This is a genomic window from Aeromicrobium sp. CF4.19 (genome assembly GCF_051262555.1).
Classification (GTDB): Bacteria; Actinomycetota; Actinomycetes; order Propionibacteriales; family Nocardioidaceae; genus Aeromicrobium.
This window is the reverse complement of the sequence record NZ_JBIMEU010000007.1, coordinates 108,859-122,870: the sequence shown is the minus strand read 5'-3', so window position 1 is coordinate 122,870 and position 14,012 is coordinate 108,859. Positions and strand designations below refer to the sequence as shown.

Sequence of the window (14,012 nt, the reverse complement as noted above, 5' to 3'; positions counted from 1 at the left end):
GCGGGCGTATAGCTCAGCTCGGTTAGAGCGCTTCCCTGATAAGGAAGAGGTCCCAGGTTCAAGTCCTGGTACGCCCACCACCGCAGCACCGACGACCGGGAGGTCTGATGAAGAAGATCCTCGCCGTAGGGCTTGCGGCAACCGGCATCGCGTGGGCCCTGGCCCGTCGCGGTGGACGACCGGTCGACACCTGGGCCCAGGCCACCGATCCGGTCTGATCCCTCCCTCAGGGGGCTGTGGCGCAATTGGTAGCGCACCTGCTTTGCAAGCAGGGGGTTAGGGGTTCGAGTCCCCTCAGCTCCACCAAGGGGTTAACTACGAATCTGGTTAGCCCTAACTACGAATCTCCCCGCTCGACCGGCGAGATCTCGAGCCGGTGGTGACTGTCGCCGAGAACGCGAAAGACCCGCTGGGAGAGCACCGTCTTGGTGCACTGCCGCAGCGGGTCTGGCCGCCATGGCCGGAGGCCGATTACTCGACCTCGACCTGCTCGTCCTCTTCCTCCTCAGGTTCCAGGAGGTCTCGGCCCGCCTCCTCCAGCGTGAGATCAATCCAGAACTGCGGGTCGTGATACACCTCGGCCGAGGCACCCTCGCGGCGCTTGGCCCGTGCCTTGGCCTCTCCGGCCAGCGTCTCTTCCGTTCGCTCGTCGAATCGTTTGACGATGTCGGTGTTCGTCGTGATGACCGCCATGGCGGTCGCGAGGTACTTCACCGCGTATCCCCGGACGGGCACCCGTGCAGGTTCATCGGCTGCCGCCTTCTTGCGGTTCTTGAGTTGTCCGTTGAACCCCTCGATGCTGGACCGTCCCGCGTAGTGCAGTCGGGCCCACTCGGCGCTGAGGTAACTGAACTTCTGGCGATACTTAAGGTCGAGTTTCGACCTCGGGACGAGCACGGTCCGCTGCTTGCAGAACTTCTGGGCTCCCTTGCGCTCCGGGTTGCACACGTGGCGGCCTCGTTCCGTCGGGTGGATGTACTGGACGGCACCATTGGCGTTGGGCTTGCCGTTCGCCTTGCCGAGGTACCGCTTTCGCTCGACGAGGCGACGGAAGAGCATGTCCCGCGAGATGCGTCCTTCGAGGTGGTCCTTCGTGGCCGAGATGAGTCCGCCTGGCATGGCCTCGCAGTAGGGGTTCCCATCGACCCAGATGAGCCCCTCGTGGCCGCTGTTGCGTCGTCCGATGTGGGTCTTGTCGATGTGGATGCAGAGATCTACTCATCTCGAACAGGGGTCCCTGGAGCTTCTCCACCTTCGAGCCAGGAGCGATGGCCATGTCGGAGATCAGTGTCTTGGTGGGATAGCCGTGGCGTGCCATCGACTGCACCATGTCCAGGGCTAGTTCACCGGTCTTGTGTCCGGGGCGCTTGAGACGGACGACCGGGCAGACGAGCGGGAACTCTGCTGCCTTGGTCGGGTCGTTCGTCGACCACATGAGGAGGTCAGCCTCGTAGCCGAACTTGCCCTTGCCGGAGCGACCCTCACCTTCGTCCTCTGGAGCCTCCATCCCGTCGTGCCGGTGGTTGCCTTGTCGACCCCACCAACCGGCGCTGACGTCGACCGCAGCGCTGTCCTTCTTCGGCTGAGGACCCTTCCACTTCGTCACGACGGGCAACGACGTCCCGTCGATGGTGAAGTTTCCGCGGTACCGAGCCTGCACATCTTGGGGAATCACCCAGTTCAGGTGCCCAAACGTGAGGCAGTCGCTGAACTCGTCGATGCGCTTCTGCTTGACCGCATGGAGCGGGTCCGCCTTGCGTCGCTGGTACTCGGCCTCAGCCTCAGCGATGGTGAGCCGGCGGTGGTTGTGACCGATGTACGGGTCGAACGTGTCGGTCACCCGCTCGAGTGCGCGCCGAAAGCGCTGCTCCCAGCCGAGGAGGCTAGCGGTTGTGGTCAGTCCGAGATGGCGCAGTGACTCTGGCGACAGTCGCGCCATGACTGCCTTCGCGGCTTCGTTGATGGAGAAGGCGTTGTACTCACTGACGAGCAACTGGAACACGACGAGGACTGCATGGTCCGAGACCTGCTGCTTCGGTCCGCACGGCTTGTACCCATCCTCGTAGCGCCACTTCTCGACAAGGGCGACTGCACCAGTTGAGTCGATGAAGTCGGAGACGCTGAGAACGCGGTCGTGGCTGAACATGTCACGTCCGGCAAGAGCAGCAGTGCGCTGCTGGTACTCGTTCGAGGCGCTCATCGCGTGCCTCCGACCGACTGCATGTGGCCGGACCGCTCCGACGTCGAGAGTCGGGAGAGGTGTGGGATGAAGCGCTCGAACTTGGCGAGCGAGTCGACACCCGCCGCCTCCATGAGGTCAGGGAGCGGGGTCCCGGCGTTCAGATGCGCGACCAACCACGTGGCACGCAACCGCCAGGTGTTGGGAACGTCGCCGAACACAGCGCTACGGGCCAGGAAGTTGGAGATGCCGTTGGCCGAGTCCGAGTCCTTCGAGCGGCGCGGCAGCACAACCAGACCGCTCGAGCTGAGCGGCCGGAGCGCAGGCTGGAGGAGGTCGACCCACGACCGGACCATCGGCACGGACCGAGGGTTCCGCCGTTCTCCGCCGAGCACCTGCAGTTCGATGTCGAAGCCGTAGCGGTGCACATCTCGCTGCTCGAGGCGAAGCATCTCGCCGGACGTCAGCCCAGCGCCCAGCCCGAGGGCGAGGATGGCCCCGAAGGTCACCACTCGGTACTCGGTCCGCTGCGTGCGCTGTGCGAACAGCAGGCGGTGTACCTCCTCCATCGTGTACGCATCGGCCGCTTCCCAGCGTGCGATGTCGTTGCGGAGGAGCGACTGCTCTTGGAACCCGACCAACTTGGAAGAGATGTGGAACAGGTAACTGCGGGTCGTCGACCTAGTGGAACGGCTCCGAGTCTCCATCTGCTGTACGAAGCGCTCGATGACATCGGCGTGGAAGACGGTCTCGAACGTGAGGTCGATGCAGGCGATGAAGTGGCAGTAGTGAGCGAGTCGCGTCACCGACCACATCCAGTTCTTGGCGGTGTCGACCCGGGAAGGCCCTGCAGACGCGACTGCATCGCGGACGAAGTCAGCGATGGGCTCCCACTCGTTGACAGGAAGACGCGGGGAATACTCCATGATGAAGACCCGGACCTCCTCCAACAAGTGGGGATAGATATCCCCAGAAGGCGTCGACGGTACCTCGAGTGCAGCGGCTTGTCGACGGCTGGTGTTGGTCGACATCTCGCTTAGGCTGACGGCATGCCCCGGCCGACCCGCGATGCCCCGCGCGCGACTAGTCCTGGTTGGCCCGGTGCTCCTTGCACCGACCCGGTGGCTGAGTACCTGCGCATCATCGTGCTGAACCTGATGAAGGTCATCGGGGACAGAAGCGTCCGCTCGGTCGCTACGGAGGCGGGGGTCGACCACCGGCTTCTGTCCAGGCTCCTCGCTGGCGAAGTATGGGTCGAGGCCTCGACGGTGGCTCGGCTCGAGCTTGGTCTCGGGGTTCGTCTGTGGCCGGAATGAGGGTGTTTTCTGAGTCATGCCGAATCTATGCGGCTGCCCCCGGCCGTGATTTGTAGGTCATGATCTAATAGATCAAATGCCAAAAAGAGATTGGTCACCAACAGGGCAAGTAGGTCGTCGCGCATCATGAGTGACCCGCGATTTGAGCCTCGTGAGTGCACTGGCGCACGAACTCTCTTCGGTCGGGTCCTTCCCCTCCCGTGGGTCGACGACGACGAGTTGCCGGAAGGTGTCACGGCCGCCCAGGCTGATGCTGCTCGGATCCAACATGCGTACGCCTTCGTCATCAAGCAGCGGATCAAGAAGGCCTACGAGAGCCAAGCCGAGTATGCGAGAACCGCAGGCTCATCCCAGGAGCGGTTAAGCAACGTGCTGCGAGGAGCGGCGATCATGCGACTCGAAGACATGGCTCTGGCGCACCGTCTGTTGGGAGGCGTTCACCAAGAAGCGATGCGGGCGGTCCTTTCCGGAGCGATCGACACCACCAAGCAACGCGGCACCCACTGACGGGGGTTCGATCCGCCTCGGCAGCCAGTCCGACGGCATATCGTGAAGCCCGTCGACGATCGCCAAACCTGAGGACGCACCTTGCCGACCACGAAGAGGCTCTCGCTCAACGAGATCCGCGCCCGTTTGGCGAAGTTCGCCGTGGACTACAAGAGCGTCAAGACCGAGAAGCAACACACCAGCGACTTCTGGAAAGCGCTGATGCGGTGCTACGGGGTGGAGGACTCCTACCTGCACGGCGTGACCTTCGAGTACCCGGCATTTCGGTCGGACACAGGCGGTCAGGGCTACATCGACGTTTTCATGCCTGGCCAGTACCTCATCGAGCAGAAGACCGACGGGAAGATCATCAAGGCGAAGGGCGCCGCGGAGTCCAACGCCGAGAATCAAGCAAAGGCCTACCTGACTGGTGGGACGATCACCAAGCAGCAGATGCCGCGATGGGTCGTGACGTCGGACTTCACCAGCATCCAGATCACCGACTTGTCGGCGTCGCGGAACTCTCCGGTTCGCACCACGACTTTCGCTACTGCCGACCTCGCTGAACACGTCGAGGCACTGCTCTTCCTCACCGGCGAAGGCGACGCGCTGATCGCGGAGGAACAGGCGGAGGCGTCCAAAGAGGCGGCGGCACTCATGGGGGACCTCTATGCCGCACTCACCGGCGACGACGACACACCCGCCGACAACGTCATCGATCCGGAAGACGAGGACCTCTCCACCATGGAGGCCTCGATCCTCCTGACCCGCCTACTGTTCCTGATGTTCGGGGACGACGCCGACCTTTGGCCCCGGGGGCTGTTTCACGACTTTGTTCTGAACCGGACCGCGGCCGATGGCTCCGACCTCGGTCAGCAGTTGACTGCCCTCTTCCATGTTCTGGACACCCCGGAACAGAAGCGAGACAAGCGCACAGACGAGGCCTTCCTGCAGTTCCCGCACGTCAACGGCGCTCTCTTCGACATGGCCAGCACCAAGATGCTGTGGTTCGACACGGCAATGCGTGACGCGCTCCTGGCGGCATGCCAGTTCGACTGGTCGCGGATCAGCCCTGCCGTGTTCGGTTCCTTGTTTCAGACGGTGAAGTCCAAGAAGGACCGGGGCTCAGACGGCGAGCACTACACGTCGGAGGCGAACATCCTCAAGACGATCGGCCCGATGTTCCTGGACGACTTCCGGACCCGACTGGACGCGGCCAACACCAAACCGCAGTTGGAAGCACTTCACAACGAGTTCCGAAACTTGCGTTACGTCGACCCCGCCTGCGGATGTGGCAACTTCCTGATCGTGGCGTACCGCGAGATGCGCGCTCTCGAACTGGACCTGCTCGTCAAGTTGCGCGCCAAAACCGGTCGCGAGAACGAACTGATGATGGATCCCAGCGACCTGCTGCACGTGCGCCTGGACCAGTTCTACGGCATTGAGATCAACTGGTGGCCCGCGAAGATTGCCGAAACCGCGATGTTCCTCATCGACCATCAGGCCAACCGCCAGATGCAGAAGCGCCTCGGGTTCACGCCCAACCGGTTGCCCATTGAGATCGCTGCCAGCATTCGCCACGCCAACGCTCTGACGACCGACTGGGCCTTGCTCTTGCCCGCCCCGGGGCCTCGGATCTTCATGTTCGGCAACCCCCCATTCCTCGGAAGGAAGGAGCGATCCAAGGAGCAGGGACAACAACTGGCCGAAGTGTGGGGAGTCAAGAGTGCCGGACACCTAGACTTCGTGACGGCTTGGTTCATCAAGGCTGCCCAGTTCCTCAAGGAACGTGACGGTGAGTTCGCACTTGTTGCGACCAACTCCATCACCCAAGGCGAGCCGGTCGCGCGGCTGTTCGACGGGCTGGCCGATCTAGGCTGGCGAATTCGATTCGCCCACCGCTCCTTTCAGTGGACCAACGACTCCGCATCGAAGGAGCGTGCCATCGTCCACGTCGTCATCATCGGGTTCACGAAAGACGCCCAGGCGAAGCAGCGCTTGTTCGCATACGAGACGCTGAAGTCCGCACCGCACGAGGTGCCGGTCAAGCGCACCGTCAACGCCTACGCCGTCGACGGACCCAACCACATCGCTCGGCGACGCTCATCGCCGCTGTCCCCGTCGCTACCTGCAATCGAGTACGGCTCGATGCCGAACGATGGCGGCCATCTCCTGATCAACCCAGCAGACTACGAAGACGTCATGGCCGATGCCGTTGCCGCCAAGTACGTCCGTAAGTTCGTCGGCGCGAAGGAACTGGTTCAGGACACGGAGCGCTGGTGTCTTTGGTTAACCGATCTCGTGCCTTCGGACGTCGCGAAGTCCCCCGTGCTGAGGGAGCGCCTCGCCGCAGTCAGGAAGACCCGGCTCGAGTCAACGAACCCCGACACTTGGCCGCACGCCGAGACTCCGCACCTCTTCTGGTTCCGCAATCAACCGACGGTGCCGTACCTGTGCGTGCCCTCGACAGTCTCAGAGAATCGGCCTTACTTTCCTACGGCGCGCTTCGGGCCTGACGTCATCACAAGCAACGCCGCCAACGTCTGTCCCGACAGCGAAGGCTTCGTCTTCGCTCTCATCAGCAGCAAGATGTTCCTGACCTGGCAGCAAACCGTTGGCGGGCGTCTGAAATCGGATCTGCGGTTCTCCAACACGCTGGTCTGGAACAACTTCCCGGCCCCGAAGGTCGACCAGGCGACTCGCACGCTGATCATCAGCGCTGGGAAGAAGGTCCTGGGCGCGCGAGCCCTGCACCCCTCACGATCGCTGGCTGAGCACTACACCGAGTTCGTCATGGACGCGGATCTGCTCGCTGCGCACCGCGATCTAGACAAGATGGTCGACAAGGCGTTCGGCTGCGCCAAGCGCAACCCTGCCTTCGGCGACCGCCAGAGCGTCTTGTTCGAGCGATTCGCAGAGTTGCTGCCTGCTGATTGAACGTCTCGGCACGGGGTCGGTTCGTTTCCGGAAACACGCCCGGGTGTCGTCCAGGTCGCGTGTTTGACCAATGATCCTCCGTGTCCGGGGCAGTTGCGTCTGCGCCTACTTCTAAGCGTGGCCTTTGAGATGTGATTCTGGCGTGTGCATATGTTTGCGCACTGAGGCAGGAGCCTTGCGCGAACAGCGTTCGAGTGGCTTGGTCTACCCTTGAGGGCCGACATGTGGATCATGTGAGCGAGATGTTGGCTTGACGTCCGCTGCGCAGGGTATGATGCGCCTAGTCGACGATCACGCGAGGAGGTAGCAGCCATGGGATTCGAGCGATTCGAGAAGTCGGTCGCTTCGGCGGTCAACAAGGACCCCGAGGTCACGGTTCTTCCGGATGGAGTCATCTCAATGACTTGGAAGGCGTACGAGATGCTTGGGACTCCGGGGACGGTCGAGTTCTTTTTCGACCGTGATCGAGAGGTGATGGGACTTGCGCCGGCCGAGGACGAGGGAAACGGGTACATGGTTCGTCGTCCCAAGGCGGGCTCCAAGGGAAGGGTGAGTGTCCGTGGCACCTCGGTTTTCAAGTTCTACGCCATTGAGTTGCTGAGCAAGCACCGCACGGTCCCGACGATGGAGAACGGACTGCTGACGTTCCCCGTCCGGGCCAAGGTCGGGGAATCCAAGGTTTCCGCGTCAGGTTCGACGCCAAAAATGCAAGAGAACGAGGAGACGAACCTGGCGTAGAAGAAGACTTCGGTCCAAGCCCGGCAAGGCTTGGACCGAAGTGCAGGACCCAAGAGGGCACCTGCGGATGGTGATACTTCCGTCAGGCTACCCGAGTCACCTGGGGCGCACCGCGCCTCCTCGAACTCCTCTTGGGATACGACCCGATTGGAGAACCAATGAACTACGTGACCCACTGCCGCAAGGACGCTGACGGCGACATCATCGGCCTCGGCTGGCCCGACCACTGGTACGACACCAGCACCAACATCATCCGTTCCATCGACAGCGGCGCGGGAACGTTTGTCGTCGCCGTGAACGGGACGTGGGTGAAGGTGGTGGTTCGCCAGGGCGTCTACCGGCGCTATCTCGCCACGGTGGCGGACGGCTACGGCGCGAACAATCTCGACAACCTTCCCGAGATGTGAGGGGCATCTGATGGCGAAGTCAGTCAACCGGTCCGCCAAGAGCGGAAGGTTTGTCAGCAAGAGGGCGGCGAACCGCTCTCCCAGGACCACTACGACAGAGCGGGTGGGTAGCGGTACGGGCAACTCCCGCACCGTGTATCGATCCGCCTCGACCGGAAGGTTTGTCACGAAGGCCACGGTCAATCGGAATCCGAACGGCACCATCACCCAGAAGATCTGAGGTCGTGGGCGAGGGGGTGAGTGCCCCCTCGCCCACGTAGGTCAACACAAAGGAGCATGATCATGGCGTCTGATTCGGAACTTCGGCGTTGGCGTGACGAGGTCATTCGAGCACGCAAGGAAGTGGCGAAGGCGTCGTCCACCGTCGCGGATAGGCGCAAGAAGGCGAACTCTGCGAGTGCCGCCGCGCGACGGTCCAAGTCCCCAGCGACGATCAGGAGCAAGTCCTCGGAGGCGGAACGACACGAGACTGCGGCACTCGCTGCCGAGAAGAAGCGCGCGGACTTAGAAGGCAAGGTCGCGAGACTCGAGGAGAAGATCACTCGGGGGCAAGCGGCGCAAGACAAGAAGCGTCTCGCTGACCAGCAGCGCGCCAACAGGGAGATCGAACGGCGCGTCGCAGGGGCAGGCCAACAGTTCCGGCCCCCAGGTGGTGACAGCCCGTGGCTGCCGTCCGCCGCAGGAAAGCCTGCAGCCGCCGGGGTTGATGCTTCGGATGACGTCTTTCTCTCTCACGCCAGCGAAGACAAGGAAGTCATTGCAAGGCCTCTGAAGACAGAACTGGAAGGACGCGGGCTCACAGTCTGGTTCGACGAGATCAAGATCAAGGTGGGTCAGAGCATCCGCCAGGAGATAGAAAAGGGCATCGCGCATGCTCGGTTTGGGATCGTCATCGTGTCGCCCGACTTCCTCCGGAAGCAGTGGACACAGGCTGAACTCGACGCTCTCTTCGATCGGAAGATGGGCACCGGCGACAACCTTCTACTTCCGATCTGGCACCGAGTGACGAAGGATGAGGTCTCGCAAAGGTCGCCGCTCCTGGCAGGCATTCACGCACTCAACACCTCGACGATGACTCTCGACGAGATTGCAGATGCCTTGCTCGAAGCGGTGCGGCCATCGGAATGATTTCGCTCGACTGGCCTGGATCCCGTTCAACTGACCTACAAGGGTTCGGTCTAGGACGTGATGCCGACCCTCCAGCAGTTCATCGCTGAGTCAAGGCGTCACCTAGACATAGATGATCGTTGACTCGGTCGTATGGCACCGTTCGTTCATGGGGTTCGAGGGCGTGATCGGCGAGTGGTGGATCGCAGGGAGACCTGAGGAGCGGTGGGCGGGATGGATAGGGCTGAACTCCGAGGATGCAACACCGTGGCAACTCGCGCTCTCGGGAAGAACCGGCGTCACGCAGCGTGACTACTCCAGCGGGCTCACAATGCACGGGCGGACCGCCCGCGGGAACCTCACTCTTCTCGGTGCCTACAGAACCTTGACCTTGGGATCTGGAGACGTCTCGAGTGAGATCTGGAACGGGGGTGAACTGTTGAAGGGCACCCACGTCGTTGAGGCAGACACCTTCGATGTCTTCTCACTGGAGATACCGAACCTCATCAACTGGGTTGGGCCAACAGGGCTCAATGAGCATCATCAACCTCCCGTCGCCTTCCCACTCGAAGATAACGACGCAACAGTCGAGTACGAAGCAACCCTCGGGACGGGCGAGACCTTGCGGTTGTTCGTGGGCAACAGCGCGACTTTTGGTCCCACCGAGCGAGCCGCGAAGGCCGTCGCTACTTACACAATTGAAGACGGAGTGTCGATCGAACGGGCCGACCAGATCGCACTTGTTCTGGCGCGGTTCCACGCGATCATCGACGATCGGGCGGTCAGGCCTCATTCGATGGCACTGCGATCGTTCGACGACGGGTCGGTCCGCTCAGCGGAGTACACGAATCGAGACGTCGAGGCTGCCAGTGACGACCGACGACCTCGAGACCCGTTTCTCGACACCTCCGACATCGACTTCGCGCCCTTCTTTGCGCGATGGTTCGAACTCAACGAGATGGCGATGGCTGCTGTCGCATCAGCCGCACCTGACGAGCACGGTGGGTTCGTCTCAACTCGTCTCGTAGATGCCTGCAACGGCTTGGAGCACCTGGCCCGCCTGAGGCTTCCCGACCCTGAACTGACGGAGAAGGAGGAGGCTGCACTCCGGTTGCTGCGAGACGGGGGCATCAATAGCGATGTCAGGCGCACGATCAAGCAAACTCTTCTGAACCGCCAGTCCACGCTCGAGATGAAGTTGATTTCTGTCGCGGAAACCATCGGGGCTGACTCGGCCTGTTGGTTGCTTGGAGACGATCTCCGCGCTTGGGCCTACTCGGTGGCGCGCCTGCGAAACGCGCTTGCTCACGGCTTTGAACTTGGTGGCGGTCTAACGGAAGACGTTCCCCTCACAATCTCAGCGCTTCGCTCGGTCACAGTGGTGCTCCGACTCGGTCTTCTGGTCGAGGCTGGTTATAAGCCCCCAGGCGCAAGCGGCGAACTCTTGTGGCACGAGGGCACCCAGGTCGTCGCCCATCCCAACTCGCTCCTCTGGTCCGAGATCGAAGGTGTGGCCCGACTCCGCGATAACTGGCCATTCTGGCAATCTCAGATCGACTCTTGAATCAATCCGTCGGAGGCGAACGAGGGGGTCGCTCCTCGGCGCATATGAAAATCCGTGCTGAAACGAATGATCGGCTCCTCAGAGTCGTCCCAAAGCCGCAGGTCACAGGGGATTCGTAGTTTGCCCACCAAGTACCGAGAACCGAAACCAGATGCCGGGCCAGACGGTGATCGTGGCTAGGATTCCTGGCGCACGGGCGGCGGGGGCTCGGAGGGGTAGCCGGTGTCGAAGTGCATGTAGTCGGGGACGTCGATGTTCTGCCACACCCACCCCTGCGCCTCGAACAGCCGCACGACGGCGTCGTCGGCCACGATCTTTCCCGCGCCGGGGGTCCGCTCCTTGTTGTCGGCCGAGGGCGTCCAGCAGTCGCAGCGCAGGTCGACCCACGGGTTCTGGACCGGGTTGATGTCGACGGCGCGCCCGTTGGCGTGGGGGGACTCGCCGAACGGAGCGTTGATCTGGTCGGAGCGGCGGCAGTTGTAGGCCGAGGTGTTGTTGGCCGCCAGGCTCGCGCCGACGTCGCCGTCGAACTCCTCGACGCCGACCATCCGTGCGATGGGGAAGGCCCTCTCATAGAGCTGGTCGAAGACGTGCCGGACGCTCTCGGCGGTGTCGGCATTGACGACGAGGTGCCCGCGGTGGTCCTGGCCGTCGAAGTCGGTGAAGTTGAGGTCGACGCGTCGCAGCTGGTCACGGTCCTGGACCGGGCACTCCTCGCGGACCATCCCGGCGCGGACCATGGCGTCCCACTGGTCGCTCGGGACGGCTCGGACCCTGGACTGCGCAGTCACCGGCTCCAGCCGGGCCGAGGAGAGCGCGGCGGCGTCCCCGGACGGTGCGACCACTCTGCCGTCGTCGGGTGTGCAGGAGGCGATCGCGACGACCAGCGTCGTCGTGGCGAGCGTCAGGAGCAGGCGCCTCACCGAGCGACGTCCTCCAGAGGGAGGCGGTACAGGCACAGCGTGCGCCCGTCCGCGGTCGACTGCGTTCGCACCGTCTGCCACCCCAGCGAGGTGTAGAAGGTTCCCGCGCCCTCGGGAGAGTGCTCGGTGACCAGGTGGATCACGCGAGCACCCGCGACCGCGGCATCGGTGATGAACCGTTGCACCAGCTCGGCCCCCGTCCCCTCGGCACGGGAGCCCGGCGCGACGGCGACGTGGGAGAGCACGGCGATCGGCCCCTGCTCCCGGGGATGGCGGGCCACGGGCGGGACCAGTCGTCGCCCGACCCGCCGCAGGACGACCCGTGCGACGAAGGCCAGGTTGAGCGGGATGCGGGGCAGTCCGATCAGCAGGAGCCGCGCCTTCTCCGACAGCCTCCGCGGCTGCTGACTCTCCACCCGCGTGATGCCCACCAGGTACCCCACGACCTTCTCGTCCTCCACGGCCACGACCGACCGGGCCCAGACGTCCTCGACGAACCTGCGCAGGTACCTGGTCACGAAGGCGTGGCCGAAGCGGGCCGCCGGGTTGGCGGGAAAGCTCTGACGGTGCAGCCGGGCGACGGCGGGGAGGTCGCCGGCGCGCATCGGCCGGATCTCCACGGACACGGACTGCGTGGTGGAACACGGGGGTGAGGCCATGTCTTCCCACGGTACGTGGCGGGCCCGAGGACGCACGCGGTCCGGACGCCGTCGCCGCCCGCCGACGGCGTGATTCGTCCCCAGGTGTGCATGAGGCTGTGGAGAACTACAGCGATGTCATTCGTCGCTGCGGCCAGGGCGGTCACCGAGCGGCGGCGAGCTCGCTCCAGGTCGGGTCGAGGCGAGTCTCAGCCGACGATGATGCGCTCCTCGGGCAGCGTGTACCGGCGTCGGCGGTGGGACAGCGCCAGGGCGGCGCCCACGGTCACGACGCCCACCCGTCCGATGAACATGAGGCAGATCAGCACCAGCTCACCGGCAGCCGGCAGCTCGGGCGTGATGCCCGTGGACAGGCCCACCGTCGAGAAGGCCGAGATGGACTCGAACAGCAGAGGCTCGAAGTCCAGGTCGGTGGCGATGAGCATGGCCATGGTCCCGGCCATGATGGCGGCGACGGCGAGCAGGGCGACCGTCAGCGCCTGGCGCTGCACCGACGACGGCATGTCCCGGCCGCCGATGCTCACGGTCTGCTCCCCGCGCAGCTCGCTCCAGATGACCACCGCCAGCAGGATGAACGTGCCGACCTTGATGCCACCGGCCGTCCCGGCGCTGCCGCCGCCGATGAACATGAGCACGTTCGTGAGCATGAGGCTCTCGGACGTGGCACCGCCGTAGTCGATGGAGTTGAAGCCGGCCGTCCGCGGCATCACGCCCCCGGTCACGGCGGCGACGACCTTGCCACCGACCCCCAGCCCGCCGATCGTCTCGGGGTTGGACCACTCCGCGACCGCGAACCCGACGATGCCGATGGCCAGCAGAGCGAGCGTGCCGTAGACGGTGACGCGGGAGTGCACGCTCCAGCGCTTGCGTGGGGTCCGGACGATCTCGCCGATCACCGGGAAGCCCAGGCCGCCGACCACCACGGCCGCGCACAGCGGCAGCATCACCCACGGGTCGGCCACGAATCCCACCAGGTTGTCGGAGTACAGGGCGAACCCGGCGTTGTTGAAGGCGGAGACGGCGTGGAACCCCGCGTGCCACAGCGCGGTCGGCAGGTCGTCGTCGTAGGCCAGTCGGAAGCGGGGCAGCAGGACGGCGGTGATCACGAGCTCGCACGTCAGCACGATGACCGCGAGCCGGCGGACCAGCGACCGGACGTCGCCCAGGTCCACGGCGTGGGTCTCGGTCTGGGCGATGAGGCCGTTGCGCAGGCCGAGGTTGCGACCGATGACCAGCAGCAGGACCGACGCCAGGGTCATGATGCCGAAGCCGCCCACCTGGATCAGCGCGAGGATGATGCCTTGGCCGGTGGGGCTCCAGAACGTCGCGGTGTCCACGGAGGTCAACCCGGTGACGCACACGGCCGAGACGGTGGTGAACAGTGCCGGCAGCACCCCGCTGCTGCCCTCCCCGGTCGACGAGACCGGAAGGCTGAGCAGGGAGGTGCCGGTCGCGATCGCCACGAGGAACGCCATCGGCACGACGCGGACCGGTGTCAGCCAGCTGCTCTGCATCAGGGCCCACCCTCCATTTCGCCGTGGTGGCCGACGTGAGCGTACGCCTGCCGAACCCCGGGCACGAGAGGTTGGCGTGTCTGCTTGCTCACGCCCTCCACGGCTCGGGCAGGTGCCCCCCGGTGCCGGTTCCTTCGGTGCGTCGTGTTGGTCTCGCCCGGGCTCGGCAACCGCTCCTGTCC

The 14,012-nt window shown here is 64.1% G+C and carries 12 protein-coding genes and 2 tRNA genes; 9 read left to right on the top strand and 5 right to left on the bottom strand.

Annotated features, from left to right (window positions below):
• The first annotated feature begins 2 nt into the window (after positions 1 to 2).
• Positions 3 to 80: transfer RNA gene (locus tag ACHAAC_RS14795), tRNA-Ile, on the top strand.
• A 150-nt stretch (positions 81 to 230) separates the two neighbouring features.
• Positions 231 to 306: transfer RNA gene (locus tag ACHAAC_RS14790), tRNA-Ala, on the top strand.
• Between the two features lie 165 nt (positions 307 to 471).
• Here the strand turns inward: ACHAAC_RS14790 and ACHAAC_RS14785 are convergent.
• Together ACHAAC_RS14785 and ACHAAC_RS14780 are read right to left on the bottom strand one after the other, a co-directional pair.
• Positions 472 to 1,119 carry a hypothetical protein gene (locus ACHAAC_RS14785; RefSeq protein ID WP_435717056.1) on the bottom strand — a complete coding sequence of 216 codons (648 nt, stop codon included), beginning with the start codon at positions 1,117 to 1,119 and terminating at the stop codon, positions 472 to 474.
• Positions 1,120 to 2,196: 1,077 nt separating this feature from the next.
• Positions 2,197 to 3,210, bottom strand: a complete 1,014-nt coding sequence (locus ACHAAC_RS14780) for a hypothetical protein (RefSeq protein ID WP_435717055.1) — start codon at positions 3,208 to 3,210, stop codon at positions 2,197 to 2,199.
• Positions 3,211 to 3,300: 90 nt separating this feature from the next.
• On the opposite strand from ACHAAC_RS14780, the gene ACHAAC_RS14775 reads away from it, so the two are divergent.
• The 7 genes from ACHAAC_RS14775 (at position 3,301) to ACHAAC_RS14745 (ending at position 10,734) form a co-directional block, all read left to right on the top strand.
• Complete coding sequence (locus ACHAAC_RS14775; protein ID WP_435717054.1) at positions 3,301 to 3,495, top strand: hypothetical protein; 195 nt, start codon at positions 3,301 to 3,303, stop codon at positions 3,493 to 3,495.
• A gap of 126 nt (positions 3,496 to 3,621) precedes the next feature.
• The gene (locus ACHAAC_RS14770; protein WP_435717053.1) at positions 3,622 to 4,002 is read left to right on the top strand and encodes a helix-turn-helix domain-containing protein; all 381 of its coding nucleotides are present in this window, start codon (positions 3,622 to 3,624) and stop codon (positions 4,000 to 4,002) included.
• An 81-nt stretch (positions 4,003 to 4,083) separates the two neighbouring features.
• Complete coding sequence (locus ACHAAC_RS14765) at positions 4,084 to 6,918, top strand: class I SAM-dependent DNA methyltransferase (protein ID WP_435717052.1); 2,835 nt, start codon at positions 4,084 to 4,086, stop codon at positions 6,916 to 6,918.
• 312 nt (positions 6,919 to 7,230) lie between these two features.
• Positions 7,231 to 7,656, top strand: coding sequence for a hypothetical protein (locus tag ACHAAC_RS14760; protein ID WP_435717051.1), 426 nt, complete (start codon positions 7,231 to 7,233; stop codon positions 7,654 to 7,656).
• Positions 7,657 to 7,814: 158 nt separating this feature from the next.
• On the top strand, positions 7,815 to 8,063 hold the full coding sequence (locus tag ACHAAC_RS14755; protein WP_435717050.1) for a DUF3892 domain-containing protein: 249 nt from the start codon (positions 7,815 to 7,817) through the stop codon (positions 8,061 to 8,063).
• 282 nt (positions 8,064 to 8,345) lie between these two features.
• Positions 8,346 to 9,191 (top strand): toll/interleukin-1 receptor domain-containing protein, encoded by an 846-nt coding sequence (locus ACHAAC_RS14750; protein ID WP_435717049.1) that lies wholly within the window; start codon positions 8,346 to 8,348, stop codon positions 9,189 to 9,191.
• A 148-nt stretch (positions 9,192 to 9,339) separates the two neighbouring features.
• The gene (locus ACHAAC_RS14745; RefSeq protein ID WP_435717048.1) at positions 9,340 to 10,734 is read left to right on the top strand and encodes a HEPN domain-containing protein; all 1,395 of its coding nucleotides are present in this window, start codon (positions 9,340 to 9,342) and stop codon (positions 10,732 to 10,734) included.
• A gap of 176 nt (positions 10,735 to 10,910) precedes the next feature.
• Here ACHAAC_RS14745 and ACHAAC_RS14740 read toward each other — a convergent pair whose 3' ends face one another.
• The 3 genes from ACHAAC_RS14740 to ACHAAC_RS14730 all read right to left on the bottom strand — a co-directional run bounded on the left by ACHAAC_RS14740 (position 10,911) and on the right by ACHAAC_RS14730 (position 13,830).
• Positions 10,911 to 11,657, bottom strand: coding sequence for a M15 family metallopeptidase (locus ACHAAC_RS14740; protein WP_435717047.1), 747 nt, complete (start codon positions 11,655 to 11,657; stop codon positions 10,911 to 10,913).
• Positions 11,654 to 12,316: a GNAT family N-acetyltransferase gene (locus ACHAAC_RS14735; RefSeq protein ID WP_435717046.1), complete on the bottom strand. Its 663-nt coding sequence runs from the start codon at positions 12,314 to 12,316 to the stop codon at positions 11,654 to 11,656. Before ACHAAC_RS14735 ends, ACHAAC_RS14740 begins: the two co-directional genes overlap by 4 nt.
• A 188-nt stretch (positions 12,317 to 12,504) precedes the next feature.
• Entirely contained in the window at positions 12,505 to 13,830 is a 1,326-nt protein-coding gene (locus ACHAAC_RS14730; protein ID WP_435717045.1) for a TrkH family potassium uptake protein, read from the bottom strand.
• Positions 13,831 to 14,012 lie beyond the last annotated feature (182 nt).